The organism is Streptomyces sp. NPDC056160 (assembly GCF_042268205.1).
In the GTDB taxonomy this organism is placed as follows: domain Bacteria; phylum Actinomycetota; class Actinomycetes; order Streptomycetales; family Streptomycetaceae; genus Streptomyces.
The window spans coordinates 1-23,439 of the sequence record NZ_JBHJUW010000138.1 but is presented as its reverse complement, the minus strand read 5'-3'; the positions used below and the strand labels follow the sequence as shown (position 1 = coordinate 23,439).

Sequence of the window (23,439 nt, the reverse complement as noted above, 5' to 3'; positions counted from 1 at the left end):
GACTACAATATAACAAGACCTACCGTCCGCGGCCCGCGGACTTAATCAAAATCAGCCTGCGGGCCGCGCCGGCCGGTGCGGGCCGCCGGCTGCCGACCCGCGGGTCACGGCCACGCCGCCGGGCCACGTGTCCGTCGAGCCGACGGTCACACCGTCCGGGGCGTGTACGGCGCGCCGTCGGTCGTGCCGCGGGTCTTCAAGACGTCGGTGACCGGTGACGCGCGCGGCCCCGGGGATGGCGGGGGGTGACCTGTACCGCGGTGCGGGTGGCGCCCTGGACATGGCCCGCAGGGTCTCACGGAGCGCCGCCCTTGCCCGTGCGGCCGAACTGCTCCTCCAGCACCGACAGCCGGCGCCAGTAAGGTCTTCGTCACCGAACTGACCGAGGGAATCGGCACGTCGGGTGTCCGGGCCGGCCTCCTCAAGGTCGCCGGCGCCTTCCACGGGCTCGACGCGCACGCCCGCTGGACGATGGCCGCCGCGGCCGAGGCCCATCACGCGACGGGCGCGCCCGTGGCCGTGCATCTGGAGATGGGCACGGGCGCGCCGGACGTACTGGACCTGCTCTGCGGCGAGTTGGAGGCGCCGCCTCACCGGGTGATCCTGGGGCACCTCAACCGGTTCCCCGATCCCGTCCTCCACCAGCAGGCGGCGCGCAGCGGCTGCTACCTCGCCTTCGACGGCCCCTCCCGCGCCCACCACGCAACGGACTGGCACATGCCCGATGCGGTACGGGAACTTGGCGAGGCCGGGTACGGCGGGCGGCTGCTGCTCGGCGGCGACACCGTGGTGGCGGGGGCACGGTCCGTGGACGGCGGCCCAGGGATGCCGTACCTGCTGCGCCGGGCCCGCCCGCGGCCGGCCGCCGGGCTGGGCGAGGAGGTGGCCGGCCGGGTCGGCCGGCCGCTGCCCGCCGCCGTCGGGCCGGGGCTCAGGTCAGCGCCGCGAGGGGGTCGTCCAGAACCGGCTGCCAGGCCAGTTCGGCCGCGCCCACCAGGCTGTTGTGGTCGAGCGTGCAGGGCAGGATGGGGACACCGCCGCTCTGTCCCCACAGGCTGCGGTCGGCGACGACCGCGCGCAGCCGCCCGGGGTCGGCGTCGAGCAGGGCGCGGTGCAGCCCGCCGAGGATGATCCGGTCCGGGTTGAGGATGTTCACCAGACCCGCGAGACCGAGGCCGAGACGGTCGATCAGCGCCTCGGTGGCCGTGCGGACGCCCGGGTCGGTGTAGTGGCCGCGGATCAGGTCCTCGGCCTGCTTCAGCAGGGACACCTCGGGGCCCGGCTCCCGGCCGGCGGCGGTGAGGAAGGCCAGCGGGTCGGCCTCCACGTCCAGGCAGCCGCGGCTGCCGCAGTGGCAGGGGCGGCCCTCGGGGTTGACGGTGAGGTGACCGACCTCCAGGGCCAGGCCCGAACTGCCCGTGTGCAGCCGTCCGTCCAGCACCAGGGCGCCGCCCACGCCCCGGTGCCCGGTGGCGACGCACAGCAGGTCACGGGCGCCGCGGCCGGCTCCGTGCCGGTGCTCGGCGAGTGCGGCGAGGTTGACGTCGTTCGCGGCGAACGCCGGTCCGCCGATCCCGGCCGCCCGCACGCACTGGGCGAAGATCCGCCGCACGGGCGCACCCGCGGGCCAGGCCAGGTGGAGCGGGTTCAGGGCCAGGCCGTCCGGCTCGGCGACCGCGGACGGCACGGCGAGGCCGGCGCCGACGCAGCGCCGCCCGGTGACCCGCAACAGTTCGGCACCCGCCTCGACGACCGAGCCGAGCACCTTCGCCGGGTCGGCGTCGACGGTCTCGCAGCCCGGCGCGGTCGCCACGATCCGGCCGCCGAGCCCCACCAGGGCGGCCCGGAAGCCGTCGGCGTGCACCTGGGCGGCCAGGGCGACGGGGCCCTCGTCGGCGACCGCGAGCCGGTGCGAGGGCCGTCCCTGCGAACCGGCCGCCGCGCCCGGCCGGGCGTCCACCCGGATCAGGCCCAGCGCCTCCAGCTCGGCGGCCACCGCGCCGGCCGTCGCCCGGGTCACCCCCAGTTCGGCGGTGAGCACGGCGCGGGTGGGGGCACGTCCGGTGTGCACCAGCTCCAGTGCGGGCCCGAGCGCACCACGCCCCCGGTCCAGCCGCGTCCTCGACGTGGTCCCTTCCCCCGCCGTCCGGGGGTCCGCCTTGCCGCTCATGAGGGCGAGTCTCCCATGATCCGCGGGCCGGACAGGCGGGCCCGTCCGGCGGATCGTGCCGCAGTCGGCGACGGCGCGGATCGGCCCGGGTGAGCGGAGCTCGGCGCGTGCAGCCGCAAGGTGGAGGAGGCAGTCATGGCGGAGCCATGGCGACCGACGACACCGCCGCTGCGGGTCCCCCCTGCCCGGAGGGCTCGGGCAAGGGGCGCCGAGCCCCGCGTCTGCGGCACGATCCGCCGCACGGGCCCTACAGCCCGCTGACCCGGAGCGTGACGTTCAGCCGACCGGTCAGGCCCAACTCGGGCGGTGCGGTGCCCCCGTGGACGCGGGGCACGCCGTGGTACGCGAGCCGGGACGGCCCCCCGAACACGAACAGGTCACCGCTGCGCAGCTCGACGTCCGTGTACGGCCTGGCCCGGGTCCCGGTGTTGCCGAAGCGGAAGACGCAGGTGTCGCCCAGGCTCAGGGAGACCACGGGCGCACCGGACTTCTCGTCGCTGTCGCGGTGCATGCCCATGCGGGCGTCGGCGTCGTAGAAGTTGACGAGCGCGATGTCGTACGCGGTCCCGCGCACCCCGCCGCCCGCGCCGTCCCGGCCGGCCGCGTCGGGGCCGAGCATGTCGGGGCCGAGCGCGTCCGCCACCGCGCGCCGGCCCAGCTCCCCCAGCCAGGCGGGGAAGGGCTTGACCGGGGCGCCGTCGCCGTCGACCGCGGTGCGGGCGTAGCCGTACGGGTACCAGTGCCGGCCGAGGCAGACCTGCCGGGCGGTCATCGTGCCGCCGCCGGGGGTGCGCACCGTGCGCAGGCCGGCCGGCGGGCGGGCCCACTCCCGGCAGGCGGCGAGCAGCTCGCGCTGCTGGGCCGGATCCAGCCAGTCCGGTACGTGCACCGCGCCCGGCGCGATCTTCGCGCGAGTGCGGTGGAACAGCTCGGCGTCCATGGTTCCCATCCTGCCGGACATCCTGCCGGACAAGCCCTGAGCTGGTGCTCCGCTAGCCTGGACGCACGATGAACGACCGTATGACGACTCCCTGGGGCGAGCTGGCGCTGGCCCGTTTTCCCGCGGACCCCCGTGACCTGCTGCGTGCCTGGGACGCCTCCGACGAGTACCTGCTGCGACACCTCGCCGAGCGGGGCACCGACCTGTCCGGGACGGTCGTGGTCGTCGGGGACCGCTGGGGCGCGCTGGTCACGGCGCTGGCGGCGCACCGGCCGGTGCACATCACCGACTCGTTCCTCGGGCAGGAGGCGGCCCGCGCGAACCTCGCGCGCAACGGGGTGGAGACCGGCGCGGTGCGCCTGCTCACCACACAGGACCCGCCGCCGGCGCGGATCGACGTCCTGCTGGTTCGGGTGCCGAAGAGCCTCGCGCTGCTGGAGGACCAGCTGCTGCGGCTCGCGCCCGGCGTGCACGCGGGCACGGTCGTCGTCGGCACCGGCATGGTGAAGGAGATCCACACCTCGACGCTGGCGCTGTTCGAGCGCGTCCTGGGCCCCACCCGGACCTCACTGGCCGAGCGCAAGGCGCGGCTGATCCTGTGCACGCCCGACCCGTCGCTGGAGCGGCCCGCGAACCCGTGGCCGTACGAGCACACGCTGCCCGAGGGGGTGGGGGCGGTCTCCGGCCGGCCGGTCGTCAACCACGCGGGGGTCTTCTGCGCCGACCGGCTCGACATCGGCACCCGCTTCTTCCTGGAGCACCTGCCGGACGGCCGTGGCGCGCGCCGGGTGGTGGACCTGGGGTGCGGCAACGGAGTGGTGGGTACGGCGATGGCGCTGGCCCACCCCGAGGCCGAGGTGCTGTTCACGGACGAGTCGTTCCAGGCGGTGGCCTCGGCGGAGGCCACGTACAAGGCGAACGGGGTGCCGGGGCACGCCGAGTTCCGGGTCGGGGACGGCCTGGACGGGGTGCCGGCCGGCAGCGTGGACCTGGTGCTGAACAACCCGCCGTTCCACTCGCACCAGGCGACGACGGACGCGACCTCATGGCGGATGTTCACCGGGGCGCGGCGGGCGCTGCGCCCCGGTGGTGCGCTGTGGGTGGTCGGCAACCGGCACCTGGGCTACCACGTGAAGCTGCGCCGGCTGTTCGGCAACTGCCGGCTGGTGGCGGGCAACCCGAAGTTCGTGGTGCTGACGGCCGTCAAGGAGTAGTCGCGGCGCCCGCCGTACCGAGCGTGTCCCGGGCGCCCGGCGTGCCGATCACGCGGATGAGCCGTTCCACCTCCCGTGCCATCGCCTCACGCCCCGCGCCGAGGTACTTGCGGGAGTCGACCGCGTCGGGGTGGGCGCCCAGGAAGTCGCTGATCGCGCCGGTCATGGCGATGTTGAGGGCGGTGCCGACGTTGACCTTGGCGATGCCGCCGGCGACGGCCTCCGTCAGTTCCCCGTCGTTCACACCGGAGGAGCCGTGCAGGACGAGCGGAACGTCCAGCATGCCGGCCAGCCGCTTGATGAGGTCGTGGTCGAGGGCGGCCGTGCGCTCGGTCATGGCGTGCGTGTTGCCGATGGCCACGGCCAGGGCGTCCACACCGGACCCGGTGACGAACGCGTGCGCCTCCCCGGGGTCGGTGCGGGCGCCCGGCGCGTGGGCGTCCAGCGGCGGCCGGCCGTCCTTGCCGCCGACCTCCCCCAGCTCCGCCTCGATCCACAGCCCCTGGGAGTGCGCCCATTGGGCGGCGGCCCGGGTCGCGGCGAGGTTCTCCGCGTAGGGCAGCCGGGCGGCGTCGTACATCACCGACCCGAAGCCCGCGTCGGCGGCCCGGCGCAGCAGGTCGTCGCTCTGCACGTGGTCGAGGTGCAGGGCGACCGGGACGGCGGCCTGTTCGGCTGCCGCGACGGCGGCGCGGGCGAGCGGCAGCAGCCGACCGCGGCGGTACTTGACCGCGTTCTCGCTGACCTGGAGGAGGACGGGCGCACCGGCCGCCTCGGCGCCCGCGACGACGGCCTCGACGTGTTCCAGCGTGATGACGTTGAAGGCGAGGACGGCGGAGCGCGCGGCGGCGGCGCTGCCGACCAGCTCACCGGTGGGTGCAAGCGGCACGGCCTGTTCCTTTCGGGGGCGGGGGTGTCTCGGCCGGAATCAGGCCGGGTCGGGGGCGAGAATCACCGAGCGGGTGAGGTGGCGCGGCTGGTCGGGGTCGAGACCGCGGGAGGCGGCGACGGCGACCGCGAGGCGCTGGGCGCGGACGAGTTCGGCCAGCGGGTCGAGCCTGCCCTGGATCCACGACGCGCCCGTGCCCCGCACCTGTTCGGCGAGCCCTTCCGGCGCCTCGTCGAGCGACCAGGTGGCCGTGGAGCGGGTGGTGACGCTGATCGGGCCGTGCCGGTACTCCATCGCCGGGTACGCCTCCGTCCAGGACAGCGACGCCTCGCGCATCTTCAGCCCCGCCTCGTTGGCCAGGCCAACGCTCCAGCCGCGGCCGAGGAAGGTGAACTGCGTGCAGTCGACGAGACCGTCGGGCAGGGGCTCGGACAGTGCGGTGCGGGCGTCCGCGACGACTGCGTCGGTGTGCAGGCCGAAGTGGGCACGCAGCAGGGTCAGTGCGGTGGTCGCGAACCGGGTCTGCACGACGGAGCGTTCGTCCGCGTAGTCGAGCACCACGACGTCGTCGGCGGCCGACATGACCGGGGTCGCCGGGTCCGCGGTGACGGCGGTGGTACGGGTGGTGCCCTTCAGCCGGCCCAGCAGTTCGAGCACTTCGGTGGTGGTACCGGACCGGGTCAGGGCCACGACGCGGTCGTAGGAACGGCCGTGGGGGAATTCGGAGGCGGCGAAGGCGTCGGTCTCGCCCTGCCCGGCGCCCTCGCGCAGCGCCGCGGCGGACTGCGCCATGAAGTACGAGGTACCGCAGCCGACGATCGCGACCCGCTCCCCCGGTGCCGGCAGCGCCCGGCCGTGGTCCGCGGCGTCGGCCGCGACTCGGGTCCAGCACTCCGGCTGGCTGGTCAGCTCGTCCTCGACATGGCTCATGACGCACGCCCTCCCAGGATATCTGTTTGTTCTTGCAAGGTATAGCGCAGTTTCGAGCATGATCAAGCATTTCCGGGGGTGCCGGGTGCGCTAGGGTCGCGGAAGATGGACGAACGGAGGCTGCGGATGTCGCGCGACGCCCGCTGGAAGGCGCTGCTGGAGCTGCTGGTGGAGCACGGCCGGCTGGAGGTCGAGGAGGCGGCGACCCGGCTTCAGGTGTCGGCCGCCACGATCCGGCGGGACTTCGACCAGCTCGCCGAGCAGCAGATGCTCGTACGCACCCGGGGCGGCGCGGTCGTGCACGGCGTCTCCTACGAACTGCCGCTGCGCTACAAGACCGCCCGCCGCGCCTCGGAGAAGCAGCGGATCGCCCAGGCGGTCGCCGGCCTGGTCGCGCCCGGCGAGGCGGTCGGCCTGACCGGCGGCACCACGACCACGGAGGTCGCCCGCGCCCTGGCGGTACGCGGCGACCTGGGCTCCGGTTCGCCCGCCCTGACCGTGGTGACGAACGCGCTCAACATCGCCAACGAACTGGCCGTTCGCCCCCAGTTCAAGATCGTGGTGACCGGCGGGGTCGCGCGCCCGCAGTCGTACGAGCTGATCGGACCGCTCGCGGACGGTGTACTCGGACAGGTCACGCTCGACGTGGCGGTCCTCGGCGTGGTCGCCTTCGACGTCGCACACGGCGCGGCGGCCCACGACGAGGCGGAGGCCGCCATCAACCGGCTGCTGTGCGAGCGTGCCGAGCGGGTCGTCGTCGCGGCGGACTCCAGCAAGCTCGGCCGCCGCGCCTTCGCCCGCATCTGCCCGGCGGAGTCGGTGGACACCCTGGTCACGGACGCGGCGGCGAGTCAGGAGACGGTGCACAGATTCGAGGAGGCGGGGGTCAGGGTCCTCACGGTCTGAGGCGGCTGGGGGTCCCACGAAGCCTTGTCCGCCGCAGGGCGCACCAGCGGGTCCCCGGTCCCCGCGGGCGGCCCGGATACCGGGGCGGCACTCGGCGCGCGCGCCCGGCGACCGCGTCCGGGCGCCGGGCGCGTCAGGTGCGCAGGAAGCCCACACCACGGCCGTCGTTGCAGCCGACGGGGACCGGGCGGTCCTCTGTGGGATCCCCCTGGTCGGCCTTGAGCGCGACGCTCATGAGGGAGAGCAGGAGATCGACGTCGGCCGAGGCGTCGAGGCGGATCGTCACCCAGGAGGAGCCCGGCACGACGCGGACGGCCGCGAAGCGTCTCAGGTCGCCCGACAGGCGGCGTATGGCCCGGTCGGTCAGCTTGAGGTCGACGTCGCGGTCGGAGTGGAAGTGGGCGATCTCCCCATGCGCCGAGCTGAGCGCCTGCCCGGTGCCACAGCTCGGTACCGCTTCCATCAGGTCGGGCCAGGTTGCCAGTTGGGCGAGAGCACGCGCGGCGAGCGTCATGGCCCCATCATGACGCGCTCACCGCACGGCAACCGACACGTGAGGAAGCCTTAACCGATCCGTGTCCAAACCGGCGCGGCGTCACCTGTTCGGACAAGGCACGCCGATCACGGCCGCCCCTGCTCGGTAGTGATCGCCACACGCACGCGTGGTGGGCGCGTGGCGAGTGGACGCTCGGAGGGCGTAGGTGTGGAGGATGGAGGCGCGGAGGGCGAACGTATGGAGGGTGAGGGCGGACGCATGGGCAGCGGGCGCGCGCAGGACAGCCGGGCGGAGCAGCCGGACCACACGGCGGTACGGGTCGCGCTGTGGCGGGCGCTGCACGTACGGGCCGATCCTCCGCCGCACGTCTTCGAGGACGAGGTCGGCCTGCGGCTGGCCGGCCCCGGCGACGACTGGCGGCAGCGGCCGGACATGGACGCGGACGGGACGCGGGCGTTCCGGGCGGGCATCGTGGCCCGGGCCCGCTTCGTCGAGGACCTGGTCGTGGCGGAGGCCGGGCGGGGCGTCACGCAGTACGTCGTCCTGGGCGCCGGGTTGGACACCTTCGTCCAGCGCCGCCCCGAGGTGGCCGCCGGGCTACAGGTGTTCGAGGTGGATCAGCCGGAGCCGCAGGCGTGGAAACGGCGGCGCCTGACCGAGCTGGGGCTGGGGGTGCCCGACGGCCTGCGCCTGGTGCCCGTCGACTTCGAGGCGGGCGGCTCCTGGTGGGAGGAACTGGTCGCGGCCGGGTTCGACGCGGGGCGTCCGGCGGCGGTGGCCTGCACCGGCGTGAGCATGTACCTCACACGGGAGGCGATCAGGGGCACGCTGCGCCAGGTGGCGGGGCTCGCGCCCGGCTCCACGCTGGCCATGACCTTCATGCAGCCCGCGGAACTCCTGGACCCGCGGATGCGGGACCTGCTGGAGACGACGACGCGTCTGGCGCGGGCGTCCGGGACGCCGTTCCTCAGCTTCTTCTCCCCTGCGCAGATGCTCGACCTCGCCCGCGAGGCGGGGTTGGCACAGGTCCGGCACGTGTCGGCGGAGGATCTGGCACGGCGCTACTTCACCGGCCGCACGGACGGACTGCGCCCCGTGGCCGCGGAGGAACTGCTGGTCGCCACGGTCTGAGGGCCACCAAGGGATCGGCTCAGGGCACCACGGGCCGGAGACCGGCACCGCCTGAGGCACGCCCGCCCGGCCCGGGGTGCGGCACCGCCTGAGGCACGCCCGCGCGGGCCCGAGGGCCCGGCCCTGGGCCCTCACCGTCCGAGGGTCGCCACGGTCCGAGACCGACACGGTCCGAGGCCCGCCCCGGGCCCGCGCGGTACCCCTCCGGAGCCGGTGGTGGTCCCGCGGGCGGCTCGGCCTTGGCCCTGCCCGGCTCGCCCGCCCGGTCCGCCCGGTCCGCCCCGTCCACCCGGTCCGCCCGGGGCCCGGTCCACCGTGTCCCCAGAGTTCGCAGTGTCCGCAATGTCCGCCCGCGCGGGAGCCTCTGATCGCTTCTGGAGGCACACTTGCAGTAAGGCCCGTCGGTCTGGCACGAGGGGGTGTCGAAAGTGACACGTCGTGCGGGAGTGTGGCTGTGGCGATGGCGGCGCAGCCCGCTGAGAAGGACCAGCGATGTCGTCGAGGCATGGATCCTGCTCGCCGCCTGGGTCCTCGCGGTGGTGGGCGCTCTGGTGGCCGGGCTGCTGACGGCGGGCGCGATGCAGCAGACCGCGGAGCACACCCGCGCGCGGAGCCACCCGATGACCGCCGTACTCGTCCAGGACGGGCCCCAGGGGAACGCCCGGCCGGCCGGCGGCGCCCTGGTGTGGGGGACGGTCCACTGGGCGGAGCCGGACGGCACGGGCCACACGAACCGCGCCCGGGTTCCGGCCACCGCGACACCGGGGTCCCGCATCACCGTCTGGACCAATGGCCACGGCGCCCTGACCTCCCCGCCCGCCTCCGCGGCCGACACCGCCTTCCAGTCGGTCCTGGGCGGTCTGTGGGCCGGAACGGCGACCGTGGGCCTCGTCGCCGGCGGCGCCAAGCTCGCCCAGTCCCGCCTGGACCGCCACCGCTTCGACCAGTGGGCCGACGAATGGGCCCGGATGGACACGCGGTGGGGCCGCACCACGGGCTGACACGACGCCTGTGGCCGACACGGTGTCCAGACGGGCGCCTCCTCACCGAGGCGGCGCCCGCGCACCCGACGCCTCGACCCGCCCGCCTCGCCCTGACCTGCACGAACCACACGCGACCCGGCCTCGACGCCCCGCTCACCCCCCTTGCCCCAGCGCAGGCCGCCTTCTAGCCTGAGTTTGTGCCGCCAATAAACAAAGTCCGTTCGCACAACGCCGTGCCGGACACCTCGCTCGTCCGCCTCCGCATCGCCCTCACCGCGTTCTTCGCGCTCGACGGCTTCGTCTTCGCCGGCTGGGTGGTGCGCATCCCGGCCATCAAGGAGCAGACGCACGCCTCCGCCGGGGCACTGGGGCTCGCGCTGCTCGGAGTCTCCGCCGGGGCCGTCGTCACGATGACGCTGACCGGGCGCCTGTGCCGCCGCTACGGCAGTCATCCGGTCACGGTCGCCTGCGCCGTCCTGCTCTCCCTCAGCATCGCCCTGCCCCCGCTCACCCACTCCGCCCCGGCCCTGGGCGCCGTCCTGCTGGTCTTCGGTGCCGCCTACGGCAGCATCAACGTGGCCTTCAACAGCGCGGCCGTCGATCTGGTCGCCGCGCTGCGGCGACCGGTCATGCCGACCTTCCACGCCGCCTTCAGCCTGGGCGGCATGGTGGGAGCGGGCCTCGGCGGACTCGTGGCCGGTCACCTCTCCCCCACCCGCCACCTGCTGTCCCTGACCGTGATCGGCCTGCTCGTCACCGCCGTCGCGGGCCGTACGCTCCTGCGGATCGCGCCCCCGGAGCCGGCCGGCCGGGCCGGCACCGGGCGGGGGCAGACGCGCCGGCTCGACGGACGCACCCGCGCCATCGTCCTGGTCCTCGGTCTCATCGCCCTGTGCACGGCCTACGGTGAGGGGGCCATGGCCGACTGGGGCGCGCTGCACTTCACCCAGGACCTGGCCGCCTCGCCTGGCGTCGCGGCGGCCGGCTACTCCTGCTTCGCGCTCGCGATGACCGCGGGGCGGCTGACCGGTACCACCCTGCTCGAACGGCTGGGCCGGACCCGCACGATCGTGGGAGGCGGGTGCGTCGCCGCGGCCGGCATGCTGCTCGGCTGTCTGGCGCCGACCGTGTGGGTGGCCCTGCTCGGCTTCGTCGTCACCGGTCTCGGGCTCGCGAACCTCTTCCCGGTCGCCGTGGAGCGCGCCGGCGCCCTGGCCGGTCCGAGCGGTGTCGCGATCGCCTCCACACTCGGTTACGGCGGCATGCTCCTCGGCCCTCCGGCCATCGGGTTCATGGCCGAATGGCTGTCCTTGCGGGCCGCGCTCACCAGCGTGGCCGTACTGGCCGCGGTCGCCGCCTCGATCGGGTTCGCGACGCGACGGTCGACGTACGAGTGACGACCCGCGTACAAGTGACCGAGACCGCCGACGTACCAGTGGCTGCCCGCGTACAAGTGACCGCCTACGCACCAGTGACCGTCGGCGTACCAGGAACTGCCTACGTACCAGGGACTGCCTACGTACCAGTGATCGCCGGCGTACTTGTGGGACGAGCGGCGCGTCCGCGGGGCCGAGGACCGGCCGGAGCCGGTCAGGACACCGCGTCCGTGCCGTCTCCTCCCGTGTAGACCTTGGCGTCGGACGGCGCCGGATGTTCGACGCGGCACACCAGGGCGTCGTTCTCGACGTCCGCGACGATCGTGTCGCCGGGGTCGGCCGAGTCGCTGAGCAGCAGGGAGGCGATGCGGTTGTCCAGTTCGGCCTGGATGGTGCGGCGCAGCGGGCGGGCGCCGAACTCGGGCTGGTGGCCGTGGGCGACGAGGAGCTTCTTCGCCGCCTCGGTGACCCGCAGTTCCAGCCCCTGGGCCCGCACGCGCCGCCGGCTGTTGTCCAGCAGCAGGTCGACGATCCGGTTCAGCTCCTGTTCGCCGAGCCCGTGGAAGATGATGATGTCGTCGATGCGGTTGAGGAACTCGGGCAGGAACCGGCCGCGCAGGTCCTCCGTCAGCTGGTCCTTGATGGCGGCGACGTCGCCGTGGTGGGCGAGGATCCGCTGGGCGCCGATGTTGGAGGTCATGATGACCACGGTGTTGCGGAAGTCGACGGTGCGGCCCTGCGCGTCGGTGAGGCGTCCGTCGTCGAGGACCTGGAGCAGGGTGTTGAAGACGTCCGGGTGGGCCTTCTCCACCTCGTCGAACAGCAGCACGCTGTAGGGCTGGCGGCGGACCTTCTCGGTGAGCTGGCCTGCCTCCTCGTGGCCGACGTAGCCGGGCGGGGCGCCGACGAGCCGGGAGACGGTGTGCTTCTCCTGGAACTCGCTCATGTCGAAGCGGACCATGCGGTTCTCGTCGCCGAAGAGGAGTTCGGCCAGCGCCTTGGCCAGTTCGGTCTTGCCGACGCCGGTGGGGCCGAGGAAGAGGAAGGAGCCGACGGGCCGGTTCGGGTCGCCCATGCCGGCCCGGCTGCGGCGTACCGCCTGGGCGACGACGGTGACGGCCTCGTCCTGCCCGACGACGCGGTCGTGCAGGGCGTCCTCCAGCTTGAGCAGCCGTTCCTTCTCGCTCTCGGTGAGCTGGGCGACGGGGATGCCGGTACGCCGGGACAGCACGTCGGCGATGTCGTCGACGGTCACCTCCAGCACGCCCTCGCGGCGCTCGGCCAGCCCCTCCAGCTCGGTCTCGATCTCAGCGAAGCGGTCCTTCAGCTCGGCGGCGCGCTCGAAGTCCTCGGCGGCGACGGCCTGGTCCTTCTCCCGGCGCAACTTGGCCAGCCGGTCCTCGCGCTCGGCGACCTCGGTGGAGCGTCCCAGGGAGCGCAGCCGCACCCGGGCCCCGGCCTGGTCGAGCAGGTCGATGGCCTTGTCGGGCAGGAACCGGTCGGTGACGTAGCGGTCGGACAGCTCGGCCGCGGCGGCCAGCGCGTCGTCGCTGTAGCGGACCTGGTGGTGGGCCTCGTAGGAGTCGCGCAGGCCCTCCAGGATCTGCACGGTCTCCTCGACGCTCGGCTCGGGCACCATCACGGGCTGGAAGCGGCGTTCCAGGGCGGCGTCCTTCTCGACGTACTTGCGGTACTCGGCGAGGGTGGTGGCGCCCACGACGTGCAGCTCGCCGCGGGCGAGGGCCGGTTTGAGGATGTTGCCGGCGTCCATCGAGCCCTCACCGGTGGCGCCCGCGCCGACGACGGTGTGCAGTTCGTCCAGGAACAGGATCGTCGACTCGGAGGCGGCCTTGACCTCGTCGATGACGTTCTTCAGCCGTTCCTCGAACTGTCCGCGGTACTGGGCCCCGGCGACCAGTCCGGTCAGGTCCAGGGCGACGACCCGTTTGTTCTCCAGTGTCTTCGGCACGTCCCCGGCGACGATCCGCTGGGCCAGCCCCTCCACGATCGCGGTCTTGCCGACGCCCGGCTCGCCGATCAGGACGGGGTTGTTCTTGGAGCGGCGGGAGAGGATCTCCACGGTCTGCTCGATCTCCATGGCCCGCCCCACGACCGGGTCCAGTTTCCCGGCCCGGGCCTCCTCGGTCAGGTCGCGGCCGTACTGGTCGAGGGTCGGCGTGTCGCTCGGCGTGTCGCTCCCGCCGGGCGCGGCCTCGGTGCGGGCCGCCGTCTCGGCGCTGCGGCGGACCTGTTCGGTGTCGATGCCGTGCGCGGCGAGGACGCGGGACGGTGCGGCACCCGGCGTGTCGAGGAGGGCGCCGAGGATGTGCTCCGGACCGATGTACGACACTCCGGCCGCACGGGAGTGTTCGTAGGCGCGCAGCAGCACCCGCTTGGCGGCCGGGGTCAGGCCCGGCTGGGCCGAAGGGGTGCCGCTCTCCCCCGGCAGCGCCTCGGCGAGGGCCGCGGCGAGGCGGTCGGGGTCGGCGCCGGCCTGGGCGAGGAGACCGCGGGCGGGCTCCACCTGGGTGCAGGCCCACAGCAGGTGCTCGGTGTCCAGGTCGGAGCTCGCGTCCTCGGCCGCCCTCCCGGTGGCGCGGTTGATCAGGTCCTGCGCCGAATCGGTGAGCAGCCGTCCGATCGGCACCCGCTGCACCTGCGGCGGCGAGGCGCCCGGGGTCATCCCGAAGAAACGGTTGAGGATCTCGGAGAACGGATCCGGGCCACCGAACGAGGCGCCGAAGGGGGACATCGTCATGATCGCCGTCCGCAGCGTGGGGAAATGAGTCCCCACCAGCCCAACCCACCGTTCGGACCACCGCAACGCGGCATACGCCGACCCGGTGGCGTACCGGGGGAGCCGGCCGACGGCGCGACCACCCCTGCCCGCGGGCGCCCGCCTCCCGGTTCTCAGGGCCGCCCTCTGCCCGGTTCCGCGGGCCGCCCGCCGTCCGGTTCCACGGTCGCCCGCCGTCCGGCACACTTCCCGGCATGGAGACTGCCGATTTCCTCGACACGCTGGAGCGGGAGGGCCGGCTGCTGGCTGCGGCGGCCGGGGAGGCGGGGACCGGGGCGCGGGTGCCGTCCTGCCCCTCATGGCGGGTGCGCGACCTGCTGCGGCACACGGGTGTGGTGCACCGGTGGGCCGCCGCCTTCGTCGCGGACGCGTACCCCTCCCCGCGGCCCATGGGCGACCCCCCGGACCTCGACGGCGACGCGCTCGTGGACTGGTACCGCGACAGCCACCGCTCTCTCGTGCGGACCCTGGCCCAGGCACCGGCCGACGTCGCGTGCTGGACGTTCCACCCGGCACCGCTGCCCTCGCCCTCGCCGCTGGCCTTCTGGGCCCGGCGGCAGGCGCACGAGACGGCCGTCCACCGTTTCGACGCCGAGACGGCACGCGGCGGCACGCCGGCCCCGATCGCCGCGGAGTTCGCCGTCGACGGCATCGACGAGCTGCTGCGCGGCTTCCACGCCCGCGCCCGCAGCCGGGTCCGCACCGCGCGGCCGCGCCTGCTGCGGATCCGCGCAGAGGGCGCGAAGGACGTCGCCGGCGGCGGCGACGCGCTGTGGACCGTACGGCTCTCGGACGGGCCGCCGGTCACGGAGCGAAACCCTCCCACGGGAGCAGCCCCCGACGCCGGCACCGATGCCCGTACCCACGCGGACGCCGAACTCGCCGGTCCCGCGGACCGGATGTACCTCGCGCTGTGGAACCGGGTTCCGGTGCCGCGCGTGACGGGGGACGCCTCGCTGGCCGCCCTGTGGCGGGAGACCTCGGCGATCGTCTGAGCCGGGCGGGGGCGGCGTACGGGCTCAGCCCAGCCAGCCCGGCCGGACCAGCCCCGACTCGTAGGCGAGGACGACCAGTTGGGCCCGGTCGCGGGCGCCCGGTTTCACCATGGTGCGGCTGACGTGGGTCTTGGCGGTGAGCGGGCTGACCACCAGGCGGCGGGCGATCTCCTCGTTGGACAGGCCGATGCCGACCAGGGCCATGACCTCGCGCTCGCGGTCGGTGAGCCGGCCGAGGGCGCCGGCCGCCGCCGGCTCCTTGGAGCGGCGGCGAACGCCGCGATCAGGCGCCGGGTGACCCCGGGCGACAGCAGCGCGTCGCCGTCGACCACCGCCCGTACCGCCCGCAGCAGTTCCTCGGGTTCGGTGTCCTTGCTCAGGAACCCGGAGGCGCCCGAGCGGATCGCCTCGAAGACGTACTCGTCGAGTTCGCCGGGAACCGCCTGCGCCACAGCAGCAGCCCGGCCGCCACGGCCACCAGGGCGTAGGCGTACCCGTCCAGGGCGTCGCGGTGGCCCTGCTGGGCGTGGGCCGAGAAGTGGGTGCCGACCAGGGCGAAGGCGGTGAAGAGCAGGGTGGAGGGCCAGGGCCAGGACCGGCGGGCGCCGGGCCGCTCCTGCCCGTCGGCGCGGTGCCACCATGGGGCCCCTGCCGCCACCACTGCGGCGGCTCGCCCCCGTGCACCCGCTGCTCGTCCATGCCCGCCACGCTAGAGGGCGCGTACCGCCAAACGCGTCAGCCGAGCGGGGTGAACGCCCGTACTCCCCGGGAAGTACGCCGCCCTCCAGGGCCGCGGCCGGACGGCCGCCGTCGCGACGACCGCGCACGGCACCCGCTCGCCCGAAACGGCCAGCCGGTCACGGCCCCCACCGCGCCGGCCCGGCGACGCGAGGGGCCGGCCCCGCCACACCAAGCCCTCCGGCCCGCCGCCCGGCTCTGCAACCCGTCGCCGGGCCGTACGGGCCCCGCTCCGGGCCGTACGGCCTTGCGCAACCGCGGTCCGGGGCGGACGTCGCGGACCTGACGAAGTCCACCGACGTCAGGGGCGCGGGCCGACCGCCGTCTCCTCCGCGTCGTCCTCGGCCTCCGGGGCGGCGGGCGCGTCGGCCGCCGCGGGACGCCGGTCCATCATGCTCAGGGCGCGCTGGGCGACCGGATGGTTGCGGACCAGCTCGCCCAGTGTCGTCGAGCCCTGGGTGATGTCCCTGAACGCCTTCCAGGCCGGACGGAAGCCCGTCAGGGCGGCGTGGAAGAGGCCGGGGCGGCGCTCGAAGGCCGCCAGCATCCGCTTGCCGACGGTCATCTCGACGCCCAGCCCCGCCTTGATGGCGAACGCGTAGTTCAGGGCCTGGCGCCGCGCGTCCACCGCGTCGTGCGCCTCGGCGATCCGCACCGCCCACTCACCCGCGAGCCGTCCGGACCTGAGTGCGAAGGAGATGCCCTCGCGCGTCCACGGCTCCAGCATCCCCGCCGCGTCCCCGCACACCAGCACGCGTCCGCGCGAGAGCGGCGAGTCGTCGGCGCGGCAGCGGGTCAGGTGCCCGGAGGAGACGCTCGGCTCGAAGCCGGCGAGGCCCAGCCGGGCGATGAAGTCCTCCAGGTACCGCTTGGTCGCGGCGCCTTCGCCGCGGGCCGAGATCACCCCGACCGTCAGCGTGTCGTCCTTGGGGAACACCCAGCCGTAACTGCCCGGCATGGGACCCCAGTCGATCAGGACGCGCCCGCGCCAGTCCGCGGCCACGGTCTCGGGGACCGGGATCTCCGCCTCCAGGCCGAGGTCCACCTGGTCGAGCTTGACCCCGACGTGGGCTCCTATGCGGCTGGCGCTGCCGTCGGCGCCGACCACCGCGCGGGCCAGGACCGTCTCGCCGCCCTGGAGCACCACGGCGACCGTCCGCCGGTCCGGCACCGCCGAGCCGTGCTGCTCGACCCGGGACACGGTGGCGCCGGTACGCAGCTCGGCACCCGCCTTCTGCGCGTGCTCGACGAGCTGCTGGTCGAACTCGGGCCGGTTGATCAGCCCGAACAGCGTCTGCTTGGAGCGCCGGGTGCGGACGAAGCGGCCGTTGTGGGAGAACGTCACCGCGTGCACCCGGTCCTTCAGCGGAAGGTCGAACCCGGGCGGCAACGAGTCGCGCGAGGGACCGATGATCCCGCCGCCGCACGTTTTGTACCGTGGCAGTTCCGCCTTCTCCAGCAGCAGCACGCGCCGCCCCGCGACCGCCGCCGCGTAGGCGGCCGAGGCCCCCGCGGGTCCCGCGCCCACCACGACGACGTCCCACACCTGCTGCACGTCGTCCGCCGAAGAGTTCTCGCTGCTCACGATGGTCTACCGCTCCAGATCAACCCGGCTGCCGCTGCTGTCCCTGGCATCCTACGGCGGCTTCCGGTGCGGTCCGCTGTGGGAGGATCGGCAACGGACGCGCCCCGCGCACGAGGACGCGCCCGCGCTGACACGATCATCCGGAACACAGAAGTGCTCACAGAGCACCGGCAAGGTGCTCACGAGTGCACCGTCGCACCCACAAGGAGCGTGCCCATGTCGTCGCATCCGGTCGCCGAGACCGTCGCCTCCCTGCTGCCCGGGGCCAGGGCGGAGCTGGCCGAGCTGGTGGCCTTCAAGTCGGTGGCGGACTTCGACCAGTATCCGAGGAGCGAGAGCGAGGGCGCGGCGAACTGGATCGCCGACGCGCTGCGCGCCGAAGGCTTCACCGACGTGGCCCTGCTCGACACCCCGGACGGCACGCAGTCGGTGTACGGCTACCTGCCCGGCCCCGAGGGCGCCAAGACCGTGCTGCTGTACGCCCACTACGACGTGCAGCCGCCGCTGGACGAGGCCGCGTGGGCCACGCCGCCCTTCGAACTGACCGAGCGCGACGGCCGCTGGTACGGGCGCGGCGCCGCCGACTGCAAGGGCGGGGTCCTCATGCACCTGCTCGCGCTGCGCGCCCTGAAGGCGAACGGCGGCATACCCGTCCACGTCAAGGTGATCGCCGAGGGCTCGGAGGAGCAGGGCACCGGCGGCCTGGAGCGCTACGCCGAGCAGCACCCGCAGCTGCTGACGGCGGACACCATCGTGATCGGTGACACCGGCAACTTCCGCGTCGGTCTGCCCACCGTCACCAGCACCCTGCGCGGCATGACCCTGGTCCGCGTCCAGGTCGACACCCTTGAGGGCAACCTGCACTCCGGCCAGTTCGGCGGCGCGGCTCCCGACGCGCTCGCCGCCCTCATCCGCGTCCTGGACTCGCTGCGCGCCGAGGACGGCTCGACGACCGTGGACGGCCTCGCCGCCGACTCGGTGTGGGACGGTCTGGCCTACGACGAGACGCAGTTCCGCAAGGACGCCAAGGTGCTGGACGGGGTGGACCTGATCGGTTCGGGCGCCGTCGCCGACCGCGTCTGGGCCCGCCCGGCCGTCACCGTCCTCGGCATCGACTGCCCGCCCGTGGTCGGTGCCACCCCGTCCGTGCAGGCCGGGGCACGCGCGCTGGTGAGCCTGCGGGTGCCGCCGGGCGTCGACGCCACCGAGGCGACCAAGCTGCTCCAGGTCCACCTGGAGGCGCACACGCCGTGGGGTGCCCGGGTGAGCACCGAGCAGATCGGCCAGGGCCAGGCCTTCCGCGCCGACACCACCAGCCCCGCCTACCAGGCGATGGCCGACGCCATGGCGGTCGCCTACCCCGGCGAGGAGTTGCAGTACGCCGGCCAGGGCGGCTCCATCCCGCTGTGCAACACCCTCGCCGCGCTGTACCCGCAGGCCGAGATCCTGCTCATCGGCCTGAGCGAGCCCGAGGCGCAGATCCACGCGGTGAACGAGAGCGTCTCCCCGCAGGAACTGGAGCGCCTGTCGGTCGCCGAGGCCCTGTTCCTGCTCAACTACGCGGGCTGAGCCCGAAAGCGCCCCAAGACGTCGTCCGCTCTGCCGACAGCAGAGGACCCTCGCCCCGGGGCGGGGGTCCTCTCTACGGTCGTCCCATGGACGTCGTGGAGATCCTCCCCCGGCTGCATCTGCTGCGCTTCCCCGTGGGCCAGGCCTATCTGTGGTCCGACGACGACGGACTGACGCTGGTCGACGCCGGACCGCCGGGCGCGGGCGCGCCGATCGCCGCAGCGATCAGGTCCCTGGGACGCGACCCCGCCGAGCTGCGGCGGATCGTGCTCACCCACTTCCACGAGGACCACATGGGCGGGGCGGGCGAACTGGCCGGACCGTACGGCGCCGAGGTGCTGGCCCACCGCCTGGACGCGCCGGTCGTCGGGGGCGAGGCGCCCGCTCCCCCGCCGGTCTGCGAGGACTGGGAGCGCCCCCTGCACGCGGCGGCCCTCGCCCAGCTCCCGCAGGGTGAACCGGTCCGCCCGCCACGGCTCACCGAGCTGTCCGACACCGACGTCCTCGACTTCGGCGGCGGCGCCCACGTCGTCCCGGCCCCGGGCCACACCGACGGCAGCATCGGTCTGCATCTGCCGCGGCACGGCGTCCTGTTCACGGGGGACGCGGTCGCCGCCTCCCCGGTGGACGGCTCGGTCATCCTGGGCGTGTTCAACACCGACCGGGACCGGGCCGTCGCCTCCTTCCGGCGCCTGGCCGCGCTGGACACGGACGTCGCCTGCTTCGGCCACGGCGCTCCCGTGACCGAGAGGGCCGGGGAGACGCTCCGCCGCTCGGCGGACGGGTACCGGACGTCCGTCTGAGGGTCCGGGACCCGGCGCGGCTCCCGGACTGCCGGACTGCCGGACTGCCGGACTGCCGGACTGCCGGACTGCCGGACTGCCGGACTGCCGGACGAACTCCGAGAACCGGCCCGTCCGTTCCCGCGGAGCCTGCCTGTCCTACCGGCCGGAACCGGACCTGCCGGCCCGGACTGGACTGCCGGCCCGGAACGACGGGCCCCCTTCCCCCCGTGCCGCGCCGCGTGCCCCGGTCGCGCGCCGTACCCCGCTCGCGCAGTACTCCGGTCGCGCCCCGGTCCACCCGCGCGGCCGGTCACCCCACCGGCACGCCCGCCTCCAGGTAGACCGCCGCCCCCCGCTCCCGGGCGCGCAGCGCCCAGCGCAGCCGTTCGTAGCGGACCGGTGGCAGCAGCCCGGCGGCCTCCCGCTCGGTGACGAAGCGGCAGTCGCGCAGTTCGGGACCGGGCAGCAGCAGCCGGCCTGCCGTGGCGGAGTCGAGCCGGCCGCCGTCGAAGAGGAGGCGCAGCCCGCCGAAGCCGGGGGGCGCGGGACGTTCCCAGTCGACGACGAGCAGCCGGGGAACCTCCTCCATCCGTATCCCGGTCTCCTCGGCGACCTCGCGCATCCCGGCGCGGGCCGGGGCCTCGCCGGGTTCGACGACGCCGCCGGGGAACTCCCAGCCGGGCTTGTAGGTGGGGTCGACGAGCAGCACCCGGTCCCGTTCGTCGAAGAGGAGCACCCCGGAGGCGACGGTCTCGGCGGTGGGTTCGGGCGTCTGCACGATCTCGCAGGGCGTCGCGGTGCCGTCGCCGACGGCCTCGGCGATGCGGACGGCCGTCTCGTACGGAGTGAGGGAGCTGGTGTCGACGAGGTGGGCGTCGGCGGTGAGCCAGGTGGCCAGGGCGCTGCGGTAGGGCTCGATGTGGTCGTAGGCCCACTGGCGTATTCGCAGGTCGCCGTCGGGAAGGCCGGGCGGGATCTCGCGACTCGCCACCCGCTCCCGCAGGATCGTTTCCGCCGGGGCGAGGAGCAGATGCCGCACATCGATGCGCCGGGCGGCGAGGCCGCCGAAGATCTCGTCGCGGTAGTCCTGGCGGAGCAGGGTCATCGGGACGACCAGGGTGCCGCCCAGTTCGGCGAGCATGGCGGCGGCCGTGTCGATCACCAGGCGCCGCCAGATCGGCAGGTCCTGGAAGTCGCCGACCTCGGCGAGGTGCTTGGGCGGCAGGAGGTGGTGCGTGAGAAGGCCGCCGATGATCTCCGGGTCGAAGAGCGTGCTGTGCGGGATCAGGTCGATCAGTTCCCGTGCGGTGGTGGACTTTCCCGCACCGAACGTGCCGTTGATCCAGACGACGGTCACTGGTCCCCCTCTTCTGTTGGCCCCCTGTGGCTTGCCCGCTTCACCCTGCCACGGAAACCAGGCCCAGTTGAGGGCGGCACGGGACCGCGCCGGGGCCGACGCGGTCCCGCCCGGTCCCCCGCCTCAGCCGTCCTGCCCCAGGGCGTCGTCGTCCACTGCCAGGCTGTCGTGGCTGACGAGGTGGTCCACGGCGCCCACGGTGTCCTTCACTCCCAGGCCGCCGAGCGCGTCGTGGTCAGCGGCGTGCGAAGGAGTGACGGCGGCCACGACGAAACCGGTGGCGAGGGAGGCGAGGGCGAGCATGCTGCGCTTCTTCATGCCTGCTCAACGGTGGACGGCGCCGTTGGTCACGCTCGCGTGGGCCAGGGCCGTGACGGCATATCGAACAACCGCTGAACAAGCGTGGCGCTCCCTTCCGACAGACTCCGACAGGTCCTACCGTAAACGCACACGATGACGCGGACATGAAGTCATCCCACCTTTCGGGAGTTCGGAGGAACGTTCAGATGCGTCACCCGCACACACGCACCTCCCGTCGAAGAGTCGTCGGAGTACTGGCCGTCTCGCTGCTCGCCCTCGGGACAGCGGCCCCCTCGGTCGCCGTGGCCCGGGAACAGCGCTCCGCCCCGGCCGAGGCCCGAGGACTCGCCCTCACCCCGCCGATGGGCTTCAACAACTGGAACTCCACCCACTGCGGCCCCGAGTTCAACGAGTCCATGGTCGAGGGCATCGCCGACCTGTTCATCGAGAAGGGCCTGAAGGACGCCGGCTACCAGTACGTCAACCTGGACGACTGCTGGGCCCTGCCCGCCCGCGACGCGGACGGCCGGCTCGTCCCCGATCCGGTCCGCTTCCCGCACGGCATAAAAGCCGTGGCGGACTACGTGCACGCCAAGGGCCTCAAGCTCGGCATCTACACCAGCGCGGGCACCAAGACGTGCAGCAGCACCGGCTTCCCGGGCGCGCTCGGCCACGAGGAGAACGACGCCCGGCAGTTCGCCGAGTGGGGCATCGACTACCTCAAGTACGACAACTGCAACAACCAGGGCGCAGACGCCCGGCAGCGCTACGTCACCATGCGCGACGCCCTGCTGGACGCCACGGGCAGGACCGGCCGTCCCATCGTCTACAGCATCTGCGAGTGGGGCGACAACAAGCCCTGGGAGTGGGCCTCAGGCGTGGGCCAGCTGTGGCGCACGACCCACGACATCCAGGACAAGTGGTCCTCGATGCTGTCGATCCTGAAGAAGAACCTGCCCCTGGCCCCGTACGCCGGCCCCGGCCACTGGAACGACCCCGACATGCTGGAGGTCGGCAACGGCGGCATGACGGACACGGAGTACCGCACCCACTTCTCGATGTGGTCGGTCATGGCCGCGCCCCTGCTCATCGGGTCCGACCTGCGCAAGGCGTCCCCCGCCACGCTCGGCATCCTGGCCAACAAGGACGTCATCGCCGTCGACCAGGACCCGCTGGGCAAGCAGGGCGCCGTCGTCTCCTCCGAGGACGGCCGCTGGGTCGTCGCCAAGCAGATGAAGGACGGCAGCCGCGCGGTGGCGCTGTTCAACGAGACGGACACCCCGCAGCACATCGCCACCACCGCCCGGGCGGTCGGCCTGCCGCAGGCCCCGGCCTACACGCTGCGCGACCTGTGGCAGCACCGGAACTACAACACCGCGGGCGCGGTCTCCGCGACCGTACCGGCCCACGGCACGGTGCTCGTACGGGTCTCACCCGACCGGCACTGGAGCAAGAACCCGCCCGCCGTCGAACTCGCAGCCGACAGCGCGCCCCTGGTCGTGGCGGGCAGGCCCGCCGCACTGACGAGCACGGTGACCGACCTGGGCCGCACCTCGGCCCACGACGTCTCCGTGTCACTGACCGGCCCCCAGGGCTGGACGGTGCGGGCCCGCTCCGCCACCCGCGCCCACGCCGTCCCCACCGGCACCACCCTGACCACACGGTGGGCGGTCACGGCCCCGAAGGGAACGCCGGCCGGGGCGTACGACCTGACGCTCAGGACGGTCTACGCCTCCCCCGCCAAGGTCCGCGCCACGAGCACGTCGACGGTCACGGCGTCGGTGGTGGTGCCGCCGCCCGCCGGGACGTCGTACCTCGGAGACCTCCCGTGGATGTCCGCCACCAACGGCTACGGCCCCGTGGAACGCAACACCAGCAACGGCGAGAGCGCCGCGGGCGACGGCCGCCCGATCACCGTCGGCGGGGTCGTGTACGCCAAGGGGCTCGGCACCCACGCGCCGAGCGAGGTCACGTACTACACGGGGAAGGCCTGCACGAAGGTATCCGCGGACGTGGGCGTCGACGACGAGAAGGGCGCCAAGGGCACCGTCTCCTTCGAGATCTGGGCGGACGGCACCAAGGTCGCCTCGACCGGTGTCCTCACCAACGCGATGGCCGCCCAGCCGATCAGCGCCGACGTCACCGGCGCCCAGGTCGTCCGGCTCGTCGTCACCAACGGCGGCGACAACACCGACTCCGACCACGCCGACTGGGCGGACGCCCGGCTGACGTGCTGAACCGGTGATGCTCCGCACGAGGCGGTGAAGGGGGCCGGGCG

At 73.9% G+C, this 23,439-nt stretch carries 19 protein-coding genes and 2 pseudogenes; 10 read left to right on the top strand and 11 right to left on the bottom strand.

Annotated features, from left to right (window positions below; all coding sequences use genetic code 11):
• Nucleotides 1-357 precede the first annotated feature (357 nt).
• Nucleotides 358-897 (top strand): annotated as a pseudogene (locus ACFC02_RS34385) (phosphotriesterase); the annotation flags it as partial.
• A gap of 34 nt (nt 898-931) precedes the next feature.
• On the opposite strand, the gene ACFC02_RS34380 reads toward ACFC02_RS34385, so the two are convergent.
• The gene (locus ACFC02_RS34380; RefSeq protein ID WP_376365794.1) at nt 932-2,170 is read right to left on the bottom strand and encodes an ROK family protein; all 1,239 of its coding nucleotides are present in this window, start codon (nt 2,168-2,170) and stop codon (nt 932-934) included.
• Nucleotides 2,171-2,417: 247 nt separating this feature from the next.
• Nucleotides 2,418-3,110, bottom strand: a complete 693-nt coding sequence (locus ACFC02_RS34375; RefSeq protein ID WP_376365792.1) for an alpha-ketoglutarate-dependent dioxygenase AlkB — start codon at nt 3,108-3,110, stop codon at nt 2,418-2,420.
• Between the two features lie 80 nt (nt 3,111-3,190).
• Here ACFC02_RS34375 and ACFC02_RS34370 point away from each other — a divergent pair, with 80 nt between their 5' ends.
• On the top strand, nt 3,191-4,324 hold the full coding sequence (locus ACFC02_RS34370; RefSeq protein ID WP_376365790.1) for a methyltransferase: 1,134 nt from the start codon (nt 3,191-3,193) through the stop codon (nt 4,322-4,324).
• Here ACFC02_RS34370 and ACFC02_RS34365 read toward each other — a convergent pair.
• Complete coding sequence (locus tag ACFC02_RS34365) at nt 4,314-5,213, bottom strand: ketose-bisphosphate aldolase (protein ID WP_376365788.1); 900 nt, start codon at nt 5,211-5,213, stop codon at nt 4,314-4,316. The genes ACFC02_RS34370 and ACFC02_RS34365 overlap by 11 nt on opposite strands.
• Nucleotides 5,214-5,252: 39 nt before the next feature.
• The gene (locus ACFC02_RS34360; RefSeq protein ID WP_376365786.1) at nt 5,253-6,143 is read right to left on the bottom strand and encodes an SIS domain-containing protein; all 891 of its coding nucleotides are present in this window, start codon (nt 6,141-6,143) and stop codon (nt 5,253-5,255) included.
• A gap of 126 nt (nt 6,144-6,269) precedes the next feature.
• Between ACFC02_RS34360 and ACFC02_RS34355 the strand changes: the two genes are divergently transcribed.
• Complete coding sequence (locus ACFC02_RS34355; protein WP_376365798.1) at nt 6,270-7,049, top strand: DeoR/GlpR family DNA-binding transcription regulator; 780 nt, start codon at nt 6,270-6,272, stop codon at nt 7,047-7,049.
• A 133-nt stretch (nt 7,050-7,182) separates the two neighbouring features.
• Here ACFC02_RS34355 and ACFC02_RS34350 read toward each other — a convergent pair whose 3' ends face one another.
• A complete protein-coding gene (locus ACFC02_RS34350) occupies nt 7,183-7,563 on the bottom strand; it encodes a luciferase family protein (RefSeq protein WP_376365784.1) in 381 nt (126 codons plus the stop codon).
• Between the two features lie 240 nt (nt 7,564-7,803).
• On the opposite strand from ACFC02_RS34350, the gene ACFC02_RS34345 reads away from it, so the two are divergent.
• The 3 genes from ACFC02_RS34345 (at nt 7,804) to ACFC02_RS34335 (ending at nt 11,056) form a co-directional block, all read left to right on the top strand.
• On the top strand, nt 7,804-8,676 hold the full coding sequence (locus ACFC02_RS34345) for a class I SAM-dependent methyltransferase (RefSeq protein ID WP_376365782.1): 873 nt from the start codon (nt 7,804-7,806) through the stop codon (nt 8,674-8,676).
• Nucleotides 8,677-9,104: 428 nt separating this feature from the next.
• A complete protein-coding gene (locus tag ACFC02_RS34340; RefSeq protein ID WP_376365780.1) occupies nt 9,105-9,677 on the top strand; it encodes a hypothetical protein in 573 nt (190 codons plus the stop codon).
• 215 nt (nt 9,678-9,892) lie between these two features.
• Entirely contained in the window at nt 9,893-11,056 is a 1,164-nt protein-coding gene (locus ACFC02_RS34335) for an MFS transporter (RefSeq protein WP_376365796.1), read from the top strand.
• 193 nt (nt 11,057-11,249) lie between these two features.
• Here the strand turns inward: ACFC02_RS34335 and ACFC02_RS34330 are convergent, their stop codons facing one another.
• On the bottom strand, nt 11,250-13,793 hold the full coding sequence (locus tag ACFC02_RS34330) for an ATP-dependent Clp protease ATP-binding subunit (protein ID WP_376365778.1): 2,544 nt from the start codon (nt 13,791-13,793) through the stop codon (nt 11,250-11,252).
• A 233-nt stretch (nt 13,794-14,026) separates the two neighbouring features.
• Here ACFC02_RS34330 and ACFC02_RS34325 point away from each other — a divergent pair, with 233 nt between their 5' ends.
• Nucleotides 14,027-14,827 carry a maleylpyruvate isomerase N-terminal domain-containing protein gene (locus tag ACFC02_RS34325; protein WP_376365776.1) on the top strand — a complete coding sequence of 267 codons (801 nt, stop codon included), beginning with the start codon at nt 14,027-14,029 and terminating at the stop codon, nt 14,825-14,827.
• Nucleotides 14,828-14,851: 24 nt separating this feature from the next.
• On the opposite strand, the pseudogene ACFC02_RS34320 reads toward ACFC02_RS34325, so the two are convergent.
• The 3 genes and pseudogenes from ACFC02_RS34320 to ACFC02_RS34310 form a co-directional block, all read right to left on the bottom strand.
• A pseudogene (locus ACFC02_RS34320) lies at nt 14,852-15,258 on the bottom strand (LuxR C-terminal-related transcriptional regulator); the annotation flags it as partial.
• Nucleotides 15,204-15,488, bottom strand: coding sequence for a hypothetical protein (locus ACFC02_RS34315; protein WP_376365774.1), 285 nt, complete (start codon nt 15,486-15,488; stop codon nt 15,204-15,206). The pseudogene ACFC02_RS34320 and the gene ACFC02_RS34315, both read right to left, overlap by 55 nt.
• A 378-nt stretch (nt 15,489-15,866) precedes the next feature.
• Nucleotides 15,867-17,150 carry a geranylgeranyl reductase family protein gene (locus tag ACFC02_RS34310; protein WP_376365773.1) on the bottom strand — a complete coding sequence of 428 codons (1,284 nt, stop codon included), beginning with the start codon at nt 17,148-17,150 and terminating at the stop codon, nt 15,867-15,869.
• A 216-nt stretch (nt 17,151-17,366) separates the two neighbouring features.
• On the opposite strand from ACFC02_RS34310, the gene ACFC02_RS34305 reads away from it, so the two are divergent.
• The gene (locus ACFC02_RS34305; RefSeq protein ID WP_376365770.1) at nt 17,367-18,719 is read left to right on the top strand and encodes a dipeptidase; all 1,353 of its coding nucleotides are present in this window, start codon (nt 17,367-17,369) and stop codon (nt 18,717-18,719) included.
• 86 nt (nt 18,720-18,805) lie between these two features.
• Nucleotides 18,806-19,522 (top strand): MBL fold metallo-hydrolase, encoded by a 717-nt coding sequence (locus tag ACFC02_RS34300; protein WP_376365768.1) that lies wholly within the window; start codon nt 18,806-18,808, stop codon nt 19,520-19,522.
• 292 nt (nt 19,523-19,814) lie between these two features.
• Here ACFC02_RS34300 and ACFC02_RS34295 read toward each other — a convergent pair whose 3' ends face one another.
• Together ACFC02_RS34295 and ACFC02_RS34290 are read right to left on the bottom strand one after the other, a co-directional pair.
• On the bottom strand, nt 19,815-20,861 hold the full coding sequence (locus ACFC02_RS34295; RefSeq protein ID WP_376365766.1) for an NUDIX domain-containing protein: 1,047 nt from the start codon (nt 20,859-20,861) through the stop codon (nt 19,815-19,817).
• A 123-nt stretch (nt 20,862-20,984) separates the two neighbouring features.
• The gene (locus tag ACFC02_RS34290) at nt 20,985-21,179 is read right to left on the bottom strand and encodes a hypothetical protein (protein WP_376365764.1); all 195 of its coding nucleotides are present in this window, start codon (nt 21,177-21,179) and stop codon (nt 20,985-20,987) included.
• Nucleotides 21,180-21,367: 188 nt separating this feature from the next.
• Here ACFC02_RS34290 and ACFC02_RS34285 point away from each other — a divergent pair, with 188 nt between their 5' ends.
• Nucleotides 21,368-23,398 carry an NPCBM/NEW2 domain-containing protein gene (locus tag ACFC02_RS34285; RefSeq protein ID WP_376365762.1) on the top strand — a complete coding sequence of 677 codons (2,031 nt, stop codon included), beginning with the start codon at nt 21,368-21,370 and terminating at the stop codon, nt 23,396-23,398.
• The last annotated feature ends 41 nt before the right edge of the window (nt 23,399-23,439 follow it).